Source organism: Rhizobium sp. 3T7 (assembly GCF_020166565.1).
Classification (GTDB): Bacteria; Pseudomonadota; Alphaproteobacteria; order Rhizobiales; family Rhizobiaceae; genus Rhizobium.
In genome coordinates this window covers 25,480-45,153 of the sequence record NZ_JAIQXS010000015.1, presented here as the reverse complement: position 1 = coordinate 45,153, position 19,674 = coordinate 25,480, and the positions used below count along the sequence as shown (strand labels likewise).

The following is a 19,674-nucleotide window of genomic DNA, read 5'->3' as shown; positions in this document are numbered from 1 at the left end:
GCCCCGCATAATGAAAGTACAGCTATAGACCGCGTGTTCGCCCGAACGTGCGCAAAAAAAGATTGACCGATACAGCGACCTTGTCGATGTCGGGCACATCCTGTGAATAACGACCGGTGTAGAGTTTTACGATCAGGTTGTCACGCGCTTGCCCGTCGAGCTCGAAATGGAGATGCAGGTAATAGGACTGCTTGTCGCCGGTACGGCTTATGCTTCTGCGCCGCTGAGTGACCTGCCTTAGTTCTGCGTTGAACGGCTCAAAGCCATCAAGAGACAGTGTCACTGTTTTTGACCGCAAACGGGTTCCTGCCGGCACGTTGACCACAGCCTTGTCCAGCGCAAGACTGACGACGCGACCGGAAATGCCGTCCACATTTGCAGGCTCGTCAAGTTTAAAGGCGTGGAATAGTCGTCGAGGCTTCTCGAAGCAGATCAGGGATGCAATGGCGAGCACGACAATGTTGATCCCCGACCAGCAAGCAGCGACCGGCGAGAACTGCCCCGTGACGTGCGAGGTCTCCGGCACCACGTTGATGAGCAAGCCAAGAGCCGTGATCGCGATCAAACTGGCGATCCAGGCGAAACTGTATCCGTCGAATCCACCAACTTCGTTGCCGCTACCCTTCGGGGTGACCCTGAACGGCTTGCCGAACGGACGCACCACGCTCGAAACGACAGTTGGCAGCATACGAAACGTGGCGAAGGCGCCGACCGCGCTTGAGATCAGCGGCAAATACCGCGTCGGTGTTATCCAGAGCATCAAGAGAAAATAGGCGGCCAGCAGCGGCACCTGGTGGGACACATAGTCAGCCGCACTGGTGAAGTAGAGCGGCAGCACGCCGAACCATAGATAGATTATCGGAACGACCAATATGGTGAATCGGACCAAATATTGTACCAGCCACGAAATGGGCAGGAACATGACCCGTTGAAAGAGCGACAGACCTGGTCCGCGCAAGGGTCCGTTGTGCAGATAGAGCGTCTGAATGCCGCCCTGGCACCACCGCTCACGCTGCACGAAATAGCCGGTCAGATTCTCCGCCGCCAACCCCATCGACAACCGCTCGTTCAAATAGCGTGTCTTGTAACCCCTATTAAGCATGGCAAGGGTGGTCAACAGGTCTTCGGTGATGGACTCGGTGGGAAAGCCGCCGATCACGTCGATTGCCTTGCGTCGCGCGATCGAACACGATCCGCAACAGAAGCTTACGTCCCAGACATCTCTGCTTGGCGCGATTTCGTCAAAGAATAGTCGCTGCTCATCCGGCCAGATGTTTTCCAGGCCGAGGTTTGACTGGACTGGATCGGTATTGAAGAAATGCTGCGGTGTTTGGACGATCCCAATGCTTTCATCGGAAAAGAAAGGTAGCGTCCGGCGCAAAAAATGCCGGTAGGGCACGAAGTCCGCATCAAAGATTGCAACAAAGTCGCCCGAGCTCACCTTCAGACCGTTGTTCATATTGCCGGCCTTGGCATGGGTGTTGTCGGGTCTCGTGACGTGGATTGCTCCCCTTGCTTCGCAATAGACCTTGAGCCAGTCCCGACGCTGATCATCGAGGACAAAAACCTTTACCTTGTGGGTCGGATAGTCGAGCGATAGTGCTCCGATAATAGTCCTTTCCAGGACATCGAGGGGTTCGTTGTAGGTGGGGATAAATATATCGACCGTTGGGAGCTCGTCTTCGTCTCGGTCGAAGAAAGGCTGCGCGAGCCTGTCTACTTCGGCGCTGCGATCGACGCTTCGGCTCATCAAAATCAGAAACAGCACGACCTCGAAAACGGCCAGAATTTCGACGACGAACAGGAACCAGACCCAGTAAAAACCTGGACCATCATTCGGAAAGGGAAGGACGGTTTCGACCAATCGCCACACCATGTAGCGCAGTGCAACCGCGGCCACGAAAGCACACGTAATTGTCCGAGCCCAGGTGTGGGAGCGCGACCAATTGAAAGGTCCAAGAAAAAAGAAGGCAAGGACGAGAAAGGTCGGCGCCAGCGCTACGAGATGCTGAACCACAGGCTCTCGATCCATTTTTTAAAACCGACATTGTGCTTAGACAGGCGCACCTGCACCGAGCGTCCAACCTGACAGAAATTCGCAAAATCGGTATTGAGGGTGGAGGTACCAAGACTAAGCCGGATACGAGCGCTACGTGCCGTCGTCACAGGCTGATTGGCCGCAAAGGCGTCTTTCTCGATAATCGCAGAACTGCCTCTGACTGACAGGACCACTGCCTTGAAGACATCGCCGCGCCCGAAAAGTCGCACCTCGGCAGCCCGACCAACGTAAATTTCGTCATAGTCGACCTCGGGTACGAGAATATCCACGAATAACTCGCGGCAATCGAGGACGCGCATTAGCTCATTATTCAAAAGGACGTTCGAGCCATTCACGATGTTGCTACTCCATGCGACCCCATCGAACGGAGCGGAGACGGTTGCCGCAGCCAGGCTGTCAACGCGGTTGCTTTCTTCGGCGATCTGCTTTTCGACCTCGCTTGCGCGTGTTTCGTTTTCCGCTATGCGCGTGCTGAGATCATTAATTCGAACGAGCACTTCGTCCTCACGCTGCCGGGAATAAGGGACATCGTTTTGTCCGTCGCCGATAAAGATGCCCTGCCGGACGGCATCGAGCTTCTGTTCCAGCTGCTCAACAGTCAGGTTGCTGATTTCGACTTCCCCGCCTGTGGCAGCTCCGGCTGCCCGGGCCGATTCGACGAGCTTTTTCGTCAAAATACCCTTCGACTCGAGCGTCAGTCGTCGGTCGAGATCGACTTGTGCAACAAGATCCTGCGCTTGGGAAACCTCGACCCGCTTGCGTAAGATTTCAACTTCGCGTTCAAGATTGGCGACCGTCGTCCTCTTATAGACTTCTAATCGCGTAGACAGTTGCCGGCGAAGCGCAATCAGCTCGTCGCGCTCCCGTCTGAGCGCTGCAGCGCGGTCAAGAGCCGCATTGTGCTCGGCCCGGAGCGAGGCGAGAGTGGCGCGGTTTACTCGGGCGTTAACAATCCTAAGAAGGGGCTGTCCTTCGACCACTGGGACGCCCACCTCGCTGGCGCTTCGGCAATCGCACCGTCGATTGGCGCATTTACAGTGGCAAAACGCGCGTTGACCGTCCCATCAAGACTGGTGACCCCCGTTAGGCCAGGTAAAAAAACAATCGCGGCAAGCACCAACAGAACGAGACCGGCCGTGATGCGGACTATGCGGTGGTTCCATAACATTTTGATATCCGACCTCGGCAGCGACGAAGGGACCAACCAATTTTGCCTCAACAGTACCGCTCCTAAGTTAGGACGGGTGAAATTTCCGACAAGGGATGGTAGTAAATTTGGTCTATGCTACCGGCTTCACGATGGTATAAGCAGCTAAAAAAGCTCAGGTTTTCGTCTGGCGGCATTCCACAACTGCGGTTGTCCTGAAACGGGGCCCGATGTTTTGCATGGGAAGTGATAGTCAGTCGCTAGCCTGCTTTCTGGTGCGATATCGGGAACTCGCCTGCCATTGTCAGGCAAACGCGCAGTGCCTTTTAGATCACGTCTCGCACCGCCTGCATGAGAGGGGGCCCATGACCAGAAAAATGTCATCCTGCCCGCCATAGAGCGCTCAAAAATGTTTGACCCACTCTTGGTGCGGCATCGGACTAAAGTCTGATCGCGCGCCAGGGTCACAGTTTGGCCCGATTCCACCAGAATTTTTTGTGCCTGCGTCGATACTTCAATCCGTCCCGTCCGGGACGGAACAATCAGCAGCAGAACCGGCTGCAACAATGCCATCGGGACGTGCTCTGCAAGGAGTGTGTCCCAATAGGCTGAGGGGATCCATGTCTCTTGCACGCGACCGGCAACTGGACGGACTAAGGACTGTCGCCGTCTCGATGGTCCTCTACCACCATTTTTTCGCGGTCGATGGATCGGTTCTGGGTCATCTCGGCGTACGGTTGTTCTTTGTCCTTAGCGGCTTCCTGATCACGCGGCTCCTGCTGGATGCGCGTTTTTCCGTCGGCTATCAGTCGGGCGCTGCGCTGAAAGCATTCTACATCCGCCGCGCGCTACGCATATTTCCGCCTTACTTCGCGATGTTGGGCTTCATCTGGTTTGTCAACCTTGAAGGCGCTCGGGGCAGCATCAAGTGGCATGCGCTATATCTATCGAACGTCTGGTATGCCCTTCGCAACGAGTGGACGCCCTGGGTCTTGTGTCACACTTGGAGCTTGAGCATCGAGGAACAGTTCTATATCGCCTGGCCGTTGGTCATCCTGCTGGCTCCACGCCGGTTGATTGCACCGATTTGCGTTTCTGTCATAGCCTTCTCGCTGACTTACCGCTTCTATTGGCCATTTACAGGGACGCCGTCTCTCGCGCGTGACCTTATTCCTCCGGCGTCGGTGGATGCGCTCGTGGCCGGCGCCCTTCTCGCCGTCCATCGAAGAAGAACTGAGTCTTGGCCGGCATGGATCGGGCTGAGCGTTGTCCCTTTGACGGCTGCCGCCACTGTCGTCCTGTGGTTGAAGTCAGTGCCCATGGCACCCATCGTGGAATGGTTGACGTGGATCGGTGCGGAGGTTTTTCCCCTCATACCACTCGTCGTGCTGGTCGGATGCTGTTCCTCTGGCGTGCGCGGAGCATTTGGCCGCTTCTTGGAGCGCCCGTCGATGACCGCCGTCGGACGTATGAGTTACGGCGTTTACCTTTTTCATCCCGTTGTGCTGTCGCTGGTCGTCAAGGCTCAGCCCTTGATCCCGGTCAACGTCTCAGAGCAGGGCCCCGGCCGCTTTGTGGTCGCAACCACAGCGACATTGATGCTGGCTTCAATTTCCTGGCTGGCATTCGAGAAACCGCTCAACCAGCTCAAACGCTACTTCCCCTATATCGGCTCCGCAAGGACCTACGTGTCACCGTCGATGCGGCCGAGCAAGGCCGACGAGCGGGAGCGTGATGCTTCAGCCTATCGCCCAAGCTATGCCAACCGCGATGAACGTGGGAGCTGAAGGATGTCTATGCCGCTGATCTCCGTAGTGCTGCCGGTCTATAATGGCGAACCCCACGTTGCCGCCGCACTCGAAAGCATTCTACGCCAGGATTACACGCGCTTTGAAATCATCGCGCTTGACGACGGGTCGACCGATGGCTCGCTGGAGATCCTCCAACGGTATCGAAATGCCGATGATCGTATCCGTATCGTCTCGCGGGAAAATCGCGGACTGATTGCGACTTTGAACGAGGGCATCGCCTTAGCGAAAGGCGATCTTATCGCCAGAATGGACGCGGACGATATTTCCTACCCATCCCGTTTCTCGCGCCAGGTCGGCCTCTTTGCCCAGCAGCCTGAGCTCGCAATCAGTGGCACCGGCATCGACCAGCTTCTCGGCAATCGGGTGGTCCGCGGTCGGCCAAATCCGATCTATCAGACTGGCGATTGGCACATATTGTCGATGTTCTTCACCATCTTCCTGCACTCGACGGTGATGTATAACCGCAACGTCATTCCCGAAGACATGCTGGTGTATGACGCAGGCTATGTGCATGCCGAGGATTTCGATCTCTTCGGACGCATTGCGCGACAATTTCCAGCCGCAATGATCGATGAGAGCCTGGTCGCCTATCGTATTCACAGCGACAGCGTTTCAAGCAGGCACAAGCGGCAAATGCGCCAAACCCACCTGAAGATCGTCGCCGAGAACCTCCAACGGCAGTCCCTTTGCGACGATTCCGGCGCCCTTCATGACATTGGGGTGGCAGTCACCCCTGAGACGGTGCGCCGCGCAGCCAATTGCATTCTCACGATCGAACGAAAAATCGCCGAGCAAGCAGGCCCGGCATCCTTGAGCTATGCGCACGGAACCTTGTGTTTTTTCTATTTCCTGTATCAACTCGTCATTGACGAGCAACGACCGGAGCTCACACATGAATTTCTCACGCTAACGGGAAAGTGGCAGCTCATCCGGCGTCGGGAGCGATACGGCCTTCGTTCCGCCACTTATGCACCGTGGCTGTGCCGTTTTTCAGACGGCGCGACCCGGCGCATGGATCTCATGGCGCGGTACTATCAGTCGGTGCCAGCCAGAACCGTTGAGCCGCTTCAGGGGCTCGCATGATGGCTGGCGAATACCGCGAATTCGCGCGCCTACGCGCCCATCACTCGGTGAGGTCACAGCCGCCATGCTAGAATTCGTGACGTTGAGTTTTCGGCTATTGCGTCAGGCGCTCGGCCGGCAGACCGGCCTGCTTGCGGTTGTCGTCATTTTGGGACTGAGCACGGCCGTCCTCGAAGGCACCGGCATTGGTCTCATTATCCCGATGCTCGGCATCATCGCGGGCGAAAGGGAACCATCGGGAATGGCCGGGCTCTCAGCGGTCTTCCAGCAAGTGGGCGCCGGGTTGGATGACAGGGCAAGGCTGATTGCGATTGCCGCCGCGATCCTCGGATTGATCGCCTTGAAGAATGTGCTGGCGTTCGCAAACGCCGTGCTCACCAATATGATCTACGGCAGAGCCGGCCATGCCATGCGAAGCTCTCTTGCCAGCCAGCTTTTAACGATCGGATTCCCATTCTTCCTTCAGGAAAGCCCTGGGCGGCTGCTCAATATCATCTCCAACGAATCCTGGCGGGCTTCAGATGCAATACAGACCACCCTTGCGACGATCGTAAACGCATCGGCCGTCGTCATTCTGCTCGCTTTTCTCTTGCTTCTTTCATGGCCCATGACACTTGGCGTTGCTCTCGGGCTCGTGCTGATCCAGGCTCTTCACGCGCTGCTCTCCGCCAGCCTCAAAGGCCCGAGCCGCAACGTCACGTCGTTCAACAGTGAACTCGCTGCCAAGATGCTCCATCTGGTGCACGCCGGGCGCCTCATCCGCGCCTTCGGGCAAGAACAGCGCGAGAAGGCAATCTTCGATTCCTCTTCAGATGCCGTTAGAAAGGCGGGCTTCGTTCTGCAGTCCCGCCAGGCAGTATTGCCACCACTGACAGAGGTGTTGCATTCAGCTCTCTTCTTGACTGTTGTCATCAGTGCTTGGCTTTGGGGCGTAAGTTTTCCGATTGTCGTGGCTTTCGTAGTCTTGCTGTATCGGCTCCAACCACATGTGCGTGCACTTCAAATGGCTTGGAGCGCGGTGCAAGGCTGGAGCGGTTCTTTGGAAGAGGTCAGATGGCTCCTGGATTCCTCTGGCAAGCCAAAGCCGCCTGAGGGCGATGGTCCGGTACAGGGACTTCGCCAGCACATTAAATTCGAGGGCGTGACTTTCAAGTATCCGGGCTCCGGCTCGCGACCCGTCGTGCTGCGCGCCGCGACCTTCGACATTCACAAGGGTCGTTCGACGGCAATAATTGGGCGATCGGGAGCCGGAAAAACGACTATCGTCAATCTTCTGTTGCGATTTGTTGAGCCCGATGAAGGGAACATTCTGGTCGACGACATCCCACTCAATCGTATCGATCCTGTTCAGTGGCGAAGGCAAATTGCGCTCGCCAGCCAGGACCTTGAGCTGATTGATGGTACTATTTTGGAAAACATTACCTATGGCCACAGCGCTTCGCTTGCCGAGGCCAAGAACGCAGCCAAACTTGCCGAGGCGCACGAGTTCATCGACAAGCTACCTGACGGATACGAGACCGTCGTTGGCTACAGGGGAGCCACCGTTTCGGCAGGTCAACGACAGCGCATCGCGCTTGCAAGGGCGCTGGTGCGCGATCCGGAAATCCTCATCTTGGACGAGGCCACGAATGCCATGGACGGACTGTCCGAGGCAGCGATTGTCGAAACCTTGAAATCAAGAGCCGGTCGCCGCACGACAATCGTTATCAGCCATCACCGCAGCACCATCTCGTTCTGCGACGAAGTCGTCATACTTCATGGTGGCCGCGTCAAGAACCAGACACCTTTTGCAGAGATCGCGACATTGAGCATGGACGAGCTCTATGAGCTTGATAGGCTTTCTTCTTAAGCCCTCAGAAGCCTAGCCGCATTGCGGGGCCGGCAATCCGTCTCGGAACTGACCTGTAACCTGCGCGCGGCAGGCAAGAATGTTGGCTTCGCCGCCGCGGCGACTTTACGAACTGCGGTAATACCTTAGTGTGCTGGCCGGGCTCGATTGTCCAGGCCACCATGAAGTCGCCTTCTGCCTCCCCACTTCGGTTACGGGGAGTTGATCGACGGTAGGAAGAACTCGACCTCTCTGCGGCGGCGTGCTTCCAAACCCTCTACGCGATCATGCCAGAACTGCTCGGCGGCAGGCGGATCCGCCTCCCATACCCGAACAGTCTGCTGGTTGTCGTCGATCTTGACGCGTCTCTTCCCGCCGAGCCGGAGATACTCCTCCGCAATCCGGCGGCCCTCCGTCATTTCCATCTCGAACCCTTTCAACTGGCCTTGCGACACATCTGTCGCTAACTCAAGGAACGATCATCGCGACCCATTGTTCCCGATCCCGGCGGCAACGGAGTCGCAAAGCCTTAAGAAGGCGTGGCCGCCTGCTCGTCATCAAATGCGGCGATGACGGTGCTCCACAAGGTGTCGACCTCCGCGTTTGCGTCGATCGATGCGACATGACTTTGGCTCGCTTCCAACACGGCCTCGGCCATGGTGTTTGTGTCGGCATAGGTGTCGACCAGACGTATCGTACTGCCGTCGACCAGCTTGCGGAAGAGGCTATGGTGGGAGAGCGCGTCGCGCCGCTGCGGCCCGTTGACGACGACGGGCTTTCCGGAAAAACTTGCCGCCAGCACACTTGCTCGACGCGCTGTCAGTCCCTCCGAGAAGAGATAGCAGAAGACGTCGACCTGCTTAAAAATACCGAAGAGTTCCTCGGCTCCGGCAACGTAGCCTGTCACGACAACCCGACCCGAAATGCCAAGCTTGTCTGAGAGCGCATAAAAATCGCGCTCCACATTGTCGGTGCCGCGGATGAATGATCCGACGAACACGACGCCGACATCGTGACCGAGTGCCAATAGGCGCGCGGCAATCTCAAGGACGGCCGTCGATTGCTTCTTGGGATAGATTGAGCCGAATTGTCCAAGGATGAGTCGCCCGGCCTTGCGCTGTTGTGCAAGTGACCGGGCGACAGAGCCGTCATGCAGCGCAGCCGGCAAAACAAGATTCGGCGGGATGGGAATGACCCCGCGCCGGCCGGTTGACAGGGCTGACAGTGGACTTCTGGAAAATTCGGCAGCGACTTCAGGCGCTGAAAACAAGATCCGGGTTGCGAGCATCACCACCGGGGCCAATACAAGGCGGCGCTTCCAATCGAGTGCGCCCCATTCGTGAAGGACCACGACAAGCTGCTTGCGATGCAGCCGGGTGGTGAGCGCTGCGACAACGGGTTGCGCCAGCTTCCTCTTCCAGGCGACAACGGGAAAGTTGAGGATGGCGGCCTCCACATCAGCAAGTGCCGATGTGAGTCGGCGAATATCGCCGTCCAACACATGCTGATGAGCCCGCTCACCGAGGCGCAATGCGGTCTGCCGCGCAAATTCCTCGACACCGCAGGTTTGGGCGGAGTCGGAGACGAGTGCGAGATAGCGACGTTTCGGCATATCAAACCTTCTGAACGGGCGGGCGGCCACACCGCGTTGATACCGCCTTTTCGTAAAGGTCGGCTTACAATTTCAGGTTCAATGTTTGGCGTGTCTTCAGCAGGAGCGCCTGCGACCATCACGTGTGCAGCAGGGATTAACTATAGCGTGAGGTTTTACAGCGACCGTCCGTCGAAACAGCTATTGATCGGGCTTGAACCGATGCTCGTTTCGAAGGTGCGTGAATGGCAAGGCATAGCAGTGCGTCAGCGCGTCTGAGTTATTCGATGAATGAATGGCCGACGAGCCGGCTTGGAAGCCTGCCGATCGTGCGAGCCGGCATGGAGGACTCTGCGGACGCCTTCATTCGGTTGGCGCTCGAGCGTAGGGGCGCCGGTGGCCGTCCTTTCTACTCCACCTCGGCGAACGGTCAGGTGATCGCGCTCTGCGAGCACGATGCCAACTTTCGCTCGATGACACGTCAGGCCGACCAGATCCATGCCGATGGCATGTCGGTCGTGCTCTTTTCCAGGCTTTCTTCCACCAAACCTTTGCCGGAACGCGTTGCCACAACCGATCTCGTGCATGCCGTCGCCGAGCGCGCGGCGCAGGCCGGCGTCAGCTTCTATTTCCTTGGCGCCAGCGAAGAGGTGAATGCCCGAGCGGTCGAGAATATGGCCAAGGCCTACCCTGGGCTTCGTTTTGCCGGGCGGCGTAACGGCTACTTCGACCGTGCCGAGGAAGATGCGGTCGTCGAGGCAATCAATGCGGCCGCTCCGGATATCCTCTGGATCGGATTCGGCGTGCCGCTGGAGCAGCAATTCGTCGTTCGTAACATCAACAGGCTGCACAATGTCGGTTTGATCAAGACCTCTGGCGGCCTGTTCGACTTCCTGGCCGGAAACAAGAGCCGCGCACCCCAATGGATGCAGCGAATGGGCCTTGAGTGGCTGTACCGCATGATCCTCGAACCGCGTCGACTGGCAAAGCGCTATCTGACAACCAATCCCGTTGCGATCTATGCGATGCTCCGGCATTCGCTGCGGGCTCTTTCTGCAGGTCGTTGATCGGGAACGACGATCCCATGGGCTCTTCAATTTCGCTGATTACACCGAGTTATCGTGGCGACCTGGAGAGCTGCCGTCTTCTCTGCGACTCGATCGATCGATACGTTAGCGGCTACGATATGCACTACATCGTGATCGGCGATGAGGACGCCGAAGCCTTCGCCTCCTTCGAAGGGGAAAGGCGCCACGTCGTCGTCTCGTCCACTCTACTTCCATCACTCTGGTCACTGCCAAAGTGGCGTGGACGGCGCTACTGGTGGGGACCGCACCTTCGCCTGCCCATCTATGGTTGGCACCTGCAGCAGATGCGCAAGATCGCCATGACGCTGGCGCAACCGAGCGAGCGGGTGATGTGCATCGATTCCGACAATTGCTTCTGCCGTCCGCTCGACCTGAGTGGGACCGCATCAACACCGAAGCTTGCGCACTATGTTGCACCGGGAGATATCAACCCATCCCGGCCAAGCCACGTTCGCTGGTGGCAAAATGCCCATCGGCTCCTTGGACTGAATGCGCCGGCGCTGCCGGGCGATGATTTCATCAGCCAGATGGTGCTGTGGGAGCGGCGGACGGTAGCGACCGTCGTCAAGCGCATCGAAGGTGAAAGCGGCCTTGCCTGGTGGCACGCGCTTGCCCGCATAAGGCATTTTTCAGAATACCTGATTTATGGCGTCGCGGTGACCAATGACTCTGAACTTGCCGCGCGGCACGAACGTGTCTCGCAAAGCCCGTGCCTGACCTACTGGGAGGGGCCGGCTCTCGACGCGGCTGGGTTGGGGGCATTCATGAATGGGTTGAAGCCCGGTCAGACGACGATTGCCATTCAGTCGCATACGCGCACGCCAATCGAGGTGATCCGCGAGGTTGCTCTTGGCTAACGCAATCTAGTTGCTGGCCCGGTAAGGGGTCGGCAGGAACCCGAGGCTCGCCAATGTGCGGCCGAGCGACACCAGCAGCGGATGGCTTGCCGGCAGCAGCCGCCGGGTTCGCAGGAACAACGCTATCGATCGCAGGCAACCGGCGCCCAGACTGAGAGCGTTCTTTGTGAGAACACGTGTCGCCGATGTGTTGTGGATCCGATCGATGACATAGTTGATGCTCCCGGTACGCAGCGAGCGCGTCATCAGGAAGCGGGCTGATACGCGCTCCTCGGGTACGAATTCGCGGATGACTGCCTCTGCGCACCACCAGGTCTTGAAGCCGGCTTTGCGGCATCTGGTGAAGAATTCCATGTCGCCGCCGCCGAGAAAATTGAAGCGGACATCGAAGAGCGGCGAGGCAAGACCGGCAAATACCCGCCGGCGGATCAGGCAGTTGCCGGAGCCGTGGATCTGATCGATTGCCCGTGTCGAGCCCTCTATCGAGCCGAAGAGTAGATGCTGTGTGACAGCGTCGGACACCGGCACTTCGAACTCCCGGACCACAGGTCCTCCGACGATGTCGGCGCTCTCCCGTTTGGCCGTACCGACGATCGCTGCAAGCCAGCCGGGCAGGGCCATTTCGTCGTCATCAATCATGAGGAGAAACTCGGCCTGCGGAAACGCCGCCATTGCCTCGGCAAATGCACGGTTGATGGCGTAGCAATTGCCTTGTCGCTCTTCCGTGAGAACCAGGAATGGCCGATCTGCCTTGGCGAGAAAGTCGCGGGCATAGCACGCGCCGGTCGGGTTGGCTGCGTCGTTATCGACAACGACGATAGCAAAGGGGAAATCGGTGGCCTGATTGACCAAGGATGTCAGCGTGCGTGCAAGCCATGCCGGCCGACGGAACGTCGGGATGCAGACGACGACCTCAATAGATCCTTTGCTTTCTTGCATCGTCCAAACCTCAATCGGCACAGAAGGTTGTTGCCGTTACCCGTGCAGGGCAACTTCGCCGACGATCGGCGATGAAGCTGTAACTGGCTGGCGAGAATTCTACAATTGACGGCTGAGCATGAGGTTAACGTGCCTTTCCCTTGCGTCGATCAGGGGCATGGGACCGAGGCTCGCCTTCAGCATCAGGGAGGGCACTGTTGCAGGTCAATGGTTGTCGCTTATTGCGGCAGATATGCCTCGCCGCCTTGGGCGATAATTTGTTGTTCGCAGAGAGACTTGTGCCAATGCGAATAGAGCGCAAAGCGTTCTCTTGAAAGCTGCACATCCTTTAGCAGATTGCGATAGATGGCGCTGAATGCCTTATGCTCGCATCCAGTACGAAGGCGGCGCAAGAACCTCGTGTGGGTGCAGCCAACGTTGATAGCCGAGATCAAGTATCGCACCTCGACGCACGATGGGAAGCTGCGTCACGCGTCATTTAAGGGCCTGCGAGAGGTGCAGGATAATGCGGCCGTGTATGAGGTCTAGGAAAACGCGCCTTAAGGGGCTTTAAACCCCGAACGCATCGCGTATGGTTCTAGTTCCAAAAAATGCCCCGCGACCGCGGGGCCAGGTGATCGTCATTGAGGGGCTAACACTCAACAACGCCTTCAGAACGCCGAACACCAATTTTTGTTCCCCGCAAAAATCACCGCTAATTTCGCTCTGTTTTCCGACTGAGGCTCGCGCTATAATTAACGTGTTGCCGGCTATGGAGGCTGGCTTCCGGTTCGGAGGCCTCTGGACCTCACCCCCGCCGTGGAAACACGGACGATTTTGTCTTCCAGAGCGGCGATCGCCGACGGCCGCTGTCTTCCGTCCGCCTTCGGTATGTACGTCCGTCGGGACGGTTGCGGGTGGTACGCTCCCCTGTGGACCCGTCTGTGCAGGTCCTCCAGCCGAGGCTCAAGGTCTGCCTCGTAGTCCTGCCACGTTGCCCCGTCCACTCCGGGGGCGGCCTTACGCTTGAGCGCGTAGCACGCTGTCCGGAGTGAATCGACGTTGATGTGGTGGAAGAGCGCGGTGAACTGTTCCTTCTTCCTCAGCCTTGCGGCTTTTCGTACGCGGTCCAGCGACTGGGTCATGCGAGTCCGGCTCTGTGTCCGGTGCGTGTGTTGCTGTTTCGCGTTTCCCTTGGTCCCCGGCCTTGGCTCCACCGACTCCGCCACCGGTTGCCCAGCTTTGTTCATCGGTTTCTCAGCTACTACACCAGAGTCAGACTTCTCCGTGTCGTTCATCAGCGGCTACGACTCCTCACCTTCCCGCTGCGGACCACGCCCTCAATAGAAAAGGTCGCGGCCGACCCGGAGATCTCCCGGTTCCCGCGCAAAGAGCTTCCATGCATGCCAGGGTCTACGACCGCGCCGGATTGGTCGGGCGCTCGCAATAGCGCACCTTCCCATGTGGCCTTCCGCCATGACAACGGCGTCGGCATCCGAGATGAGGCGATTTCGCGGCTCAATGGCTGGCCTGCATGCTCCCCTACCGACGCTTCGCCGACGCCCTCACGAGCGTCTGCGCACGGCTCGGGGCCGATGTGGGTTGCTACTCCTTCATCGTGACGGACTTGCACCATCTACTCCTTGCCGGTCTCCCGGCGCACTGTCATTTCGCCCCTTACCGGAACCGACCCCAGGGAGGCCGGCGCGCTAACCACGAGGCCGGCATTGGCTTGCAATCTCAGGCCAAAGACGGCGATCAGCATCGTGAACCAGATCGGTCCACTGTTGCCGAAAAACGGACTTTCGAGGCAGGCGAGAAACAGCGAGAAGAGCCAGATCCGCAGAAACAGACGCGTCAATGCAATGTCGTTGCTGCCGGCGAGTGCTCGGCGGGCATAGCCGATGGGCAGGATCACCAGCCAGACGACGACCATTGCCAGCGCCGGGATGCCGCCATTGATCAGCTGCTCGACATAGCCGTTATGGGAATTGGCGGCGGTCACTGCCCATGTGGTCATGGCCTGGCCGCTATTGAACAAGGCATCGGTCTGCCAGAACGACTGGAAGCCATAGCCGATGATCGGTCGCTCGGCGATCGCCGAGAGTGCAAGGCGCCAGATGGAGCTGCGGTCGGTGAAGGTCGGATCGATCCCGGCTGAGGCAAGCAGGCTGCTGAAACTCGGGGAAATTGCCGCAGTCAGCAATATCGCGTTCAAACCCGCGAGGCCGCCGATCAGCATCAGTATTGCGAGCCGGATCCAGCGCTCAAAAATCCAGGCAAGCAGCAGGATTGCCGGAAGCATCGCAGCCGAGGTCTTCCCGCCTGCATGAAGAACAAAGAAGCCGGCGGACAACGCAATCATGAGACCGAGGCGGGCGTGTCCCGCGCTTGCGATGTAAAAACCGAAGAAGACGGCATAGACCATTGCGGCAGCGGCAACGTTCTTGTGACCAAAATGACCGCGCCAGTCGCCTGCAAGCGACTGCTCCAGCGCATCTGTAGCTTGATGGATGGCAAGGTGCGGCATCGCGATGACGCCAAAATAGGAAAGGCCGAGTGTGAAAGTCAGGCCGAGGCACGTGAGCTTTGCAAACTGTTCACCATCTCTGGGAATGAGCAGCACCGCATTCGCGCACAGGCAGACGAGAACCGCAAAAACGATGCGCCGAAAGGCGGCGCTCGGATCACCGGCAAAGAGGCCGGTGAAGAGCAGCCAAACGAGCAGGCAGATCAGCAGGCCGTAGGGGCGGAGCAGCAAGTGACGCGCCGGGTTCTGCAGCACCGTCACAAGCACTAAGGCCGACATGGCGATGACGATCAACTGATTGAGGACGTTTGATGTACCGCCATAGGGCGTGGAAAGGCTGGCAGCGTTCGGATCTGGAAACGCGTTCAATCCGACCCAGAAGTAGCTGAAGACAGCCAGGAAGAGACAGCCTGCCAAGGTAGCGCTTTTTTCTACTTTGGCAGTCTTGGCTATGTCAGCCATTCGCTTTGCCCTGTGCGGCGCTCAGCCGACGATAGTCGCGCCAAAGCCCGGACAGGACTGCGATCGCAAGGCCGAGCCCGAGGCCGACAACGGCGCCGGCACCGGCGAGCATATAGCCACGTGGGGGGAAGCTGCGGGCCGCCGGGACGACTGCCGGCGAAACGATCCGCACATTGGTCGTGTCGATCTGCTGGCGTTCGGCGGCTTCTCCCGCCCTTGCCATGAAGGCTTCGTACACCGTCGCCTTGGCGCGTGCCTCGCGTTCCAGTTCGCGAAGGTGGATTTGCGCGGTGGTATCCTGGAAGACCGAGGATTTCATCTGGTTGGCTTCAGAGTTCAAGGCATCAAGCGCCGACCTTGCTTGATCGAACTCGGCTTTGGCCGCTTGCACGATGCGTGCCGTCTCGGCGTCGATCTGGCCTTCCAGCGCTTTGAGTTGGGGCTGCAGCGACAGGATCATTGGATGCCGCGGGCCGAGGACGGCGGATTGAGACGTCACGCGTTGTCGCAGCGACGAATATTGCGTGCGCAGCATGGTCATCGTTTCCGATTGCAGCGCGGAAGCATTCAGGCGGTTCTTCGGATTGGTCGAAACGAGCTCGTTATAACGTGACTGCGCCTGTATGACGCGCGCCTTGGCGTCGATCAACTGCGTGTTCGTCTGGTTTGACATGAGCGTGCTAACGAGCTCCCCCGAACTCGACTGCAGCCCCTGTTCGCGCTTGAATGCCTCAACGGCGGCCTCGGCCTTGGCAACCTCTGCCTTCAGATCCCCAAGGCGCGCAAACAGCGAGCTCGCCGCCCGCCCGGCTCCTTCCGATTCCGCCTTGGCGAGTTCTTCCTGGAAGCCGGTCGCGATGGCATTGGCGATGGTGACGGATTTGGCCGGGCTCTGCGTCCACACGGCGACGTTGACGATGAACGAGCGCTCGTCTCGGCGGGCGGTGACGCGCTTTGCAAGTGTGCGAAGCGCGTCACCGGCAGGATCCTTCGAGGTCGGCGAAACGAACTCGGAATCTGCGGTGAGCTTCAGGTCGTCGATCACGCGGCTTAGCACGTTACCCGACGTCAGGACCCGCAATTTGCTCTCGACATCAAGCAGCTGCGTATCTCTTTGCATGCTTTCGGAGAAGATGTCGTCAGCAACCACCCGCAGGTTTGACGGATCGACGAGAAGGTCGATTCCGGCGGTAAAGCGCGGCTTGACCACAAACACCACGGCATAGCCGGCGACCATGCCGAGGATGGTAAGGGCAACGATCCAGACAAGGCCCGAGCGTAACCAATCGAAGATGCGCGTCAGGTCGAACTGGAAGAGCTCCTCGAAGACAGAAGAGCTGTTTTTTGGAAGAGGCGGCTCGGCAATGTTGAGTACCGGCCGCGGCTGCGTGGCAACATCATCCTGCTGCTCCCGGCTCCTCGTCCAGCCACGCGTACTGATGACCGGAGTCTGATGTCGGGAGGCAGCTTCATACATGGCGGCGGGTTCTGATTGACACGGCGCGAAAGCGCAGACTTATGGTTAAGAGACCTGATTTTCCTTAAGTATCCATTAATAGCGATTTCAATTGTCGCGTGCGCGCGAAGCAAGTCTCGACTAAACAGGAGAGATTGAAGGTCTTGTCCGCGTGTGCGGTCGAATTCTGGTTCATTTATACGCAATCTAAGGATATCCATTCATGCGCAGGCGGGACTTTGTTCTCGGCGCATTGGGTGCCGGACTGGCATCCTCCGGCGCACTCGACCCCTTTGTCGGAAGCAACCCAACTGCCAAGGCAGCCTATGAAAAAGGGGGCATTCCTTACGGCGCGGCGGTGCGCACCGATCTCCTTGACACAGAATTCGACTACAAGGCGGCAATCGTCGACCATTGCCAGCTTGTGGTTGGCGAGGGTGGATTGAAATGGTTCGACTTGCGTCCGAGTAAGGACCAGTTCGTCTTCGATCAGCCTGACCGTCTGATCGACTTCGCCGATCAGAACGGTATGCAGATGCGTGGTCATACGCTTGCCTGGTACGGCGCCATGCCGGAATGGACACAGACCATCGGGAGCACAGCGGAAGCTGAGCGCGAACTCGTCCATCATATCACCACCGTCGTCGGACGCTACCGGGGGCGGATTCCGAGCTGGGATGTCGTCAACGAGGCAATCGCCGAACGTCCAAAGAGCGGTGCGACGATCCGTGACTCGATCTGGCAAAAGCTGCTCGGCAAGCGCTACATCGAGCTTGCCCTGCGCACTGCCGCTGACGTCGACCCCTCCGCTCAGCTCGTCATCAATGACTACAATATTGAGAATCCGACACAGCAATGCCGCGACCGGCGCCAGGCTTTGCTCGACCTCCTGCGCGATCTGAAGGATCGCAACGTGCCGCTCCACGCTGTTGGCATTCAGGGACATCTTCCCGGCGACATCGAAATCGACAAGGAGGGCCTGTCGAAATTCGTCGAGGAAGTGAAGGGAATGCAGCTCGAGGTGCTGGTGACCGAACTCGACGTGATCGACAACAAGCTGCCCGCCCAAGAATATGACCGGGACCAGATCGTCGCGGCGCGAGCGCGTGATTTCCTCAAAGCGATCTCTGACGTGGCGCGGCCGGGTGCAATTCTGACCTGGGGCATCACTGATCGCTATACCTGGGTGCCAATGTGGTTCAAGCGCGACGACGGCAAGCCCAACCGTCCGCTGCCGCTCGATGCCGAGTGCCGACCAAAGGCACTGATGAAGGTGATCGACGAATTCACGCGTGCTGCCGAATGATGTTTCGCCAGATCTCGACATACATGATCGCCAACGCCGTATCGGCCTTGTTCGGCTTCGTCTCGGTCGTGCTATTCACCCGCATGCTGAGCCCGCACGAATACGGCGTCTATGTCGTCGGCACCGGTGTTGCCGGCGTCATATCGACCCTACTGTTCGGATGGATAAAATTCTCGGTGCTGCGTTTCGATTCCGAAGGTGGATCGAAGGACGTCCGTACCACCGCGCTGTGCGCCTATGCGGGACTGATGCTGCTCAGCCCGCTCGTTATTCTCGCGACGTGGCTGATCGCCGAAGACTCGTCGACCTATGTCGTGCCTGCCGTGTTCGTTGCCTTCATGGTCGGGCTGTTCGAGTTCGTGCAGGAGGTATTCCGCTCACGCCAGCAGACCGGCACCTACATGTGGTCGGTCATCCTGCGTGCTGTGCTGACACTCATCTTCTCCGCAGGCCTCGTGATGGGGGTCGGCATGGGCGGGCAGGGCCTGCTCGTGAGCGTCGCCTGCTCCTATCTCGTGACCCTGTTGGTCTATGCGCCTGACGTGTGGCGCCGGCCGCGCCATCCGTTCGATACCGGATTGCTGAAGGAAATGCTGCGCTTTGGTCTGCCGATGACGGCCTCCTCCTTCATCTTCGTGCTGCACACGGTTCTCGACCGCATGATTATCGTAACCTATATCGGGGAGACCGCTGCGGGCGTTTATGGTGCGGCTGCAGATCTCGTCCGGCAGATTATCCTGTTTCCGGGTGTTGCGATCGGATCCGCGACAATTCCAGTGGCGATCCGTCTGCTGACGCAGGATGGCCAGAAGGCCACCAACCGGCATCTGATGGAAACGGCTGAGGTGCTGCTGAGCGTGCTCATGCCGATGGTCGTCGGTCTGGCATTGGTAGCGCCAGGTTTTGCAAGCCTGATCCTTGGCGCCGAGTTTCGCGACGCCGCTGCAACCCTGATCCCGATCCTGGTCTTTGCCTGGCTGTTTCGCTCCATCTCCTATCAGTTCGTGCATGTGAGCTTTCAGCTGGCGAAGAAGCCGAGCCTGATGGGCGCGCAGGGTATGATCATTCTGGTGATCAACAGCATCGGCATGTTTGTCCTCGTACCACGGTTCCAGCTGGTCGGAGCGGCCTGGGCGTTGCTGATTGCCGAAATTGGTGGCGTGATCGCGGGCTACTTCCTGTCTTACCGCGCCCATCGCCTGCCCCTCGAACTTCGCCCGATCGTCAAGGTCAGCCTTGCAACTGCCATAATGGCGGTGCCGACCTTCATCGTGGGTCGGGATCCGACCGGTAATGCTGTCTTCGACCTGACCATGCCGATCGTTACCGGTATCATCACCTACGCGGCGGCTGCTTTTGCGCTCAATCTGGCCGGCGTTCGCCTGGCGCTAACCCGGCGGCTGCGGCCAGCCTGATCGGGAGACACGTTTTTGTGATCAAGCACCGACCGAGAGCCAAGACAACACCACTATGGCTGCTGCCAATTCTTAACGCCTCAAGTATATCAGTAAGGAATACGTTCGACGGACACTTGATCA

14 protein-coding genes and 2 pseudogenes are annotated in these 19,674 nt (G+C 58.5%); 8 read left to right on the top strand and 8 right to left on the bottom strand.

The features are described 5' to 3' along the window. Positions 1 to 22: 22 nt before the first annotated feature. Positions 23 to 2,017, bottom strand: coding sequence for a glycosyltransferase (locus K9B32_RS19830; protein WP_224565262.1), 1,995 nt, complete (start codon positions 2,015 to 2,017; stop codon positions 23 to 25). After that, positions 1,999 to 3,227 (bottom strand): annotated as a pseudogene (locus tag K9B32_RS19825) (HlyD family secretion protein). The gene K9B32_RS19830 and the pseudogene K9B32_RS19825 overlap by 19 nt, the downstream one beginning before the upstream one ends. A 599-nt stretch (positions 3,228 to 3,826) precedes the next feature. Between K9B32_RS19825 and K9B32_RS19820 the strand changes: the two are divergent. From K9B32_RS19820 to K9B32_RS19810, 3 genes are all read left to right on the top strand, one after another. Next, a complete protein-coding gene (locus K9B32_RS19820) occupies positions 3,827 to 4,993 on the top strand; it encodes an acyltransferase family protein (RefSeq protein ID WP_224565260.1) in 1,167 nt (388 codons plus the stop codon). Between the two features lie 3 nt (positions 4,994 to 4,996). Then, a complete protein-coding gene (locus K9B32_RS19815; RefSeq protein ID WP_224565258.1) occupies positions 4,997 to 6,100 on the top strand; it encodes a glycosyltransferase family 2 protein in 1,104 nt (367 codons plus the stop codon). A 64-nt stretch (positions 6,101 to 6,164) separates the two neighbouring features. Beyond that, positions 6,165 to 7,949 carry an ABC transporter ATP-binding protein gene (locus tag K9B32_RS19810; RefSeq protein ID WP_224565256.1) on the top strand — a complete coding sequence of 595 codons (1,785 nt, stop codon included), beginning with the start codon at positions 6,165 to 6,167 and terminating at the stop codon, positions 7,947 to 7,949. A gap of 191 nt (positions 7,950 to 8,140) precedes the next feature. Here the strand turns inward: K9B32_RS19810 and K9B32_RS19805 are convergent, their stop codons facing one another. Next, complete coding sequence (locus K9B32_RS19805) at positions 8,141 to 8,353, bottom strand: hypothetical protein (protein ID WP_037084232.1); 213 nt, start codon at positions 8,351 to 8,353, stop codon at positions 8,141 to 8,143. 104 nt (positions 8,354 to 8,457) lie between these two features. Next, complete coding sequence (locus K9B32_RS19800; protein ID WP_224565254.1) at positions 8,458 to 9,540, bottom strand: glycosyltransferase; 1,083 nt, start codon at positions 9,538 to 9,540, stop codon at positions 8,458 to 8,460. Positions 9,541 to 9,806: 266 nt separating this feature from the next. Here K9B32_RS19800 and K9B32_RS19795 point away from each other — a divergent pair, with 266 nt between their 5' ends. Together K9B32_RS19795 and K9B32_RS19790 are read left to right on the top strand one after the other, a co-directional pair. Further along, entirely contained in the window at positions 9,807 to 10,586 is a 780-nt protein-coding gene (locus K9B32_RS19795; RefSeq protein WP_224565252.1) for a WecB/TagA/CpsF family glycosyltransferase, read from the top strand. Positions 10,587 to 10,603: 17 nt separating this feature from the next. Beyond that, positions 10,604 to 11,464: a DUF6492 family protein gene (locus K9B32_RS19790; RefSeq protein ID WP_224565251.1), complete on the top strand. Its 861-nt coding sequence runs from the start codon at positions 10,604 to 10,606 to the stop codon at positions 11,462 to 11,464. A gap of 6 nt (positions 11,465 to 11,470) precedes the next feature. Here K9B32_RS19790 and K9B32_RS19785 read toward each other — a convergent pair whose 3' ends face one another. Then, positions 11,471 to 12,403: a glycosyltransferase family 2 protein gene (locus K9B32_RS19785; RefSeq protein WP_224565249.1), complete on the bottom strand. Its 933-nt coding sequence runs from the start codon at positions 12,401 to 12,403 to the stop codon at positions 11,471 to 11,473. 384 nt (positions 12,404 to 12,787) lie between these two features. Here K9B32_RS19785 and K9B32_RS19780 point away from each other — a divergent pair. Further along, a pseudogene (locus tag K9B32_RS19780) lies at positions 12,788 to 12,931 on the top strand (ATP-dependent DNA ligase); the annotation flags it as partial. Positions 12,932 to 13,152: 221 nt separating this feature from the next. Here K9B32_RS19780 and K9B32_RS19775 read toward each other — a convergent pair. The 3 genes from K9B32_RS19775 to K9B32_RS19765 form a co-directional block, all read right to left on the bottom strand. After that, complete coding sequence (locus tag K9B32_RS19775; protein ID WP_224565247.1) at positions 13,153 to 13,680, bottom strand: maturase; 528 nt, start codon at positions 13,678 to 13,680, stop codon at positions 13,153 to 13,155. A 338-nt stretch (positions 13,681 to 14,018) separates the two neighbouring features. Further along, on the bottom strand, positions 14,019 to 15,374 hold the full coding sequence (locus tag K9B32_RS19770) for an O-antigen ligase family protein (protein ID WP_224565245.1): 1,356 nt from the start codon (positions 15,372 to 15,374) through the stop codon (positions 14,019 to 14,021). Further along, positions 15,367 to 16,851 carry a GumC family protein gene (locus tag K9B32_RS19765; RefSeq protein ID WP_224565243.1) on the bottom strand — a complete coding sequence of 495 codons (1,485 nt, stop codon included), beginning with the start codon at positions 16,849 to 16,851 and terminating at the stop codon, positions 15,367 to 15,369. Before K9B32_RS19765 ends, K9B32_RS19770 begins: the two co-directional genes overlap by 8 nt. Before the next feature lie 202 nt (positions 16,852 to 17,053). Between K9B32_RS19765 and K9B32_RS19760 the strand changes: the two genes are divergently transcribed. Together K9B32_RS19760 and K9B32_RS19755 are read left to right on the top strand one after the other, a co-directional pair. Next, positions 17,054 to 18,136: an endo-1,4-beta-xylanase gene (locus K9B32_RS19760; RefSeq protein ID WP_224565241.1), complete on the top strand. Its 1,083-nt coding sequence runs from the start codon at positions 17,054 to 17,056 to the stop codon at positions 18,134 to 18,136. Continuing rightward, positions 18,133 to 19,551, top strand: a complete 1,419-nt coding sequence (locus tag K9B32_RS19755; RefSeq protein WP_224565240.1) for a lipopolysaccharide biosynthesis protein — start codon at positions 18,133 to 18,135, stop codon at positions 19,549 to 19,551. The genes K9B32_RS19760 and K9B32_RS19755 overlap by 4 nt, the downstream gene beginning before the upstream one ends. The last annotated feature ends 123 nt before the right edge of the window (positions 19,552 to 19,674 follow it).

Coding starts and splice junctions, on each gene's coding strand:
- K9B32_RS19770 (WP_224565245.1), bottom strand. CDS start 15,374: ATGGCTGACATAGCCAAGACTGCCAAAGTAGAAAAAAGCGCTACCTTG.
- K9B32_RS19785 (WP_224565249.1), bottom strand. CDS start 12,403: ATGCAAGAAAGCAAAGGATCTATTGAGGTCGTCGTCTGCATCCCGACG.
- K9B32_RS19775 (WP_224565247.1), bottom strand. CDS start 13,680: ATGAACGACACGGAGAAGTCTGACTCTGGTGTAGTAGCTGAGAAACCG.
- K9B32_RS19795 (WP_224565252.1), top strand. CDS start 9,807: ATGAATGAATGGCCGACGAGCCGGCTTGGAAGCCTGCCGATCGTGCGA.
- K9B32_RS19805 (WP_037084232.1), bottom strand. CDS start 8,353: ATGGAAATGACGGAGGGCCGCCGGATTGCGGAGGAGTATCTCCGGCTC.
- K9B32_RS19760 (WP_224565241.1), top strand. CDS start 17,054: ATGCGCAGGCGGGACTTTGTTCTCGGCGCATTGGGTGCCGGACTGGCA.
- K9B32_RS19800 (WP_224565254.1), bottom strand. CDS start 9,540: ATGCCGAAACGTCGCTATCTCGCACTCGTCTCCGACTCCGCCCAAACC.
- K9B32_RS19790 (WP_224565251.1), top strand. CDS start 10,604: ATGGGCTCTTCAATTTCGCTGATTACACCGAGTTATCGTGGCGACCTG.
- K9B32_RS19810 (WP_224565256.1), top strand. CDS start 6,165: ATGCTAGAATTCGTGACGTTGAGTTTTCGGCTATTGCGTCAGGCGCTC.
- K9B32_RS19765 (WP_224565243.1), bottom strand. CDS start 16,851: ATGTATGAAGCTGCCTCCCGACATCAGACTCCGGTCATCAGTACGCGT.
- K9B32_RS19820 (WP_224565260.1), top strand. CDS start 3,827: ATGTCTCTTGCACGCGACCGGCAACTGGACGGACTAAGGACTGTCGCC.
- K9B32_RS19755 (WP_224565240.1), top strand. CDS start 18,133: ATGATGTTTCGCCAGATCTCGACATACATGATCGCCAACGCCGTATCG.
- K9B32_RS19815 (WP_224565258.1), top strand. CDS start 4,997: ATGTCTATGCCGCTGATCTCCGTAGTGCTGCCGGTCTATAATGGCGAA.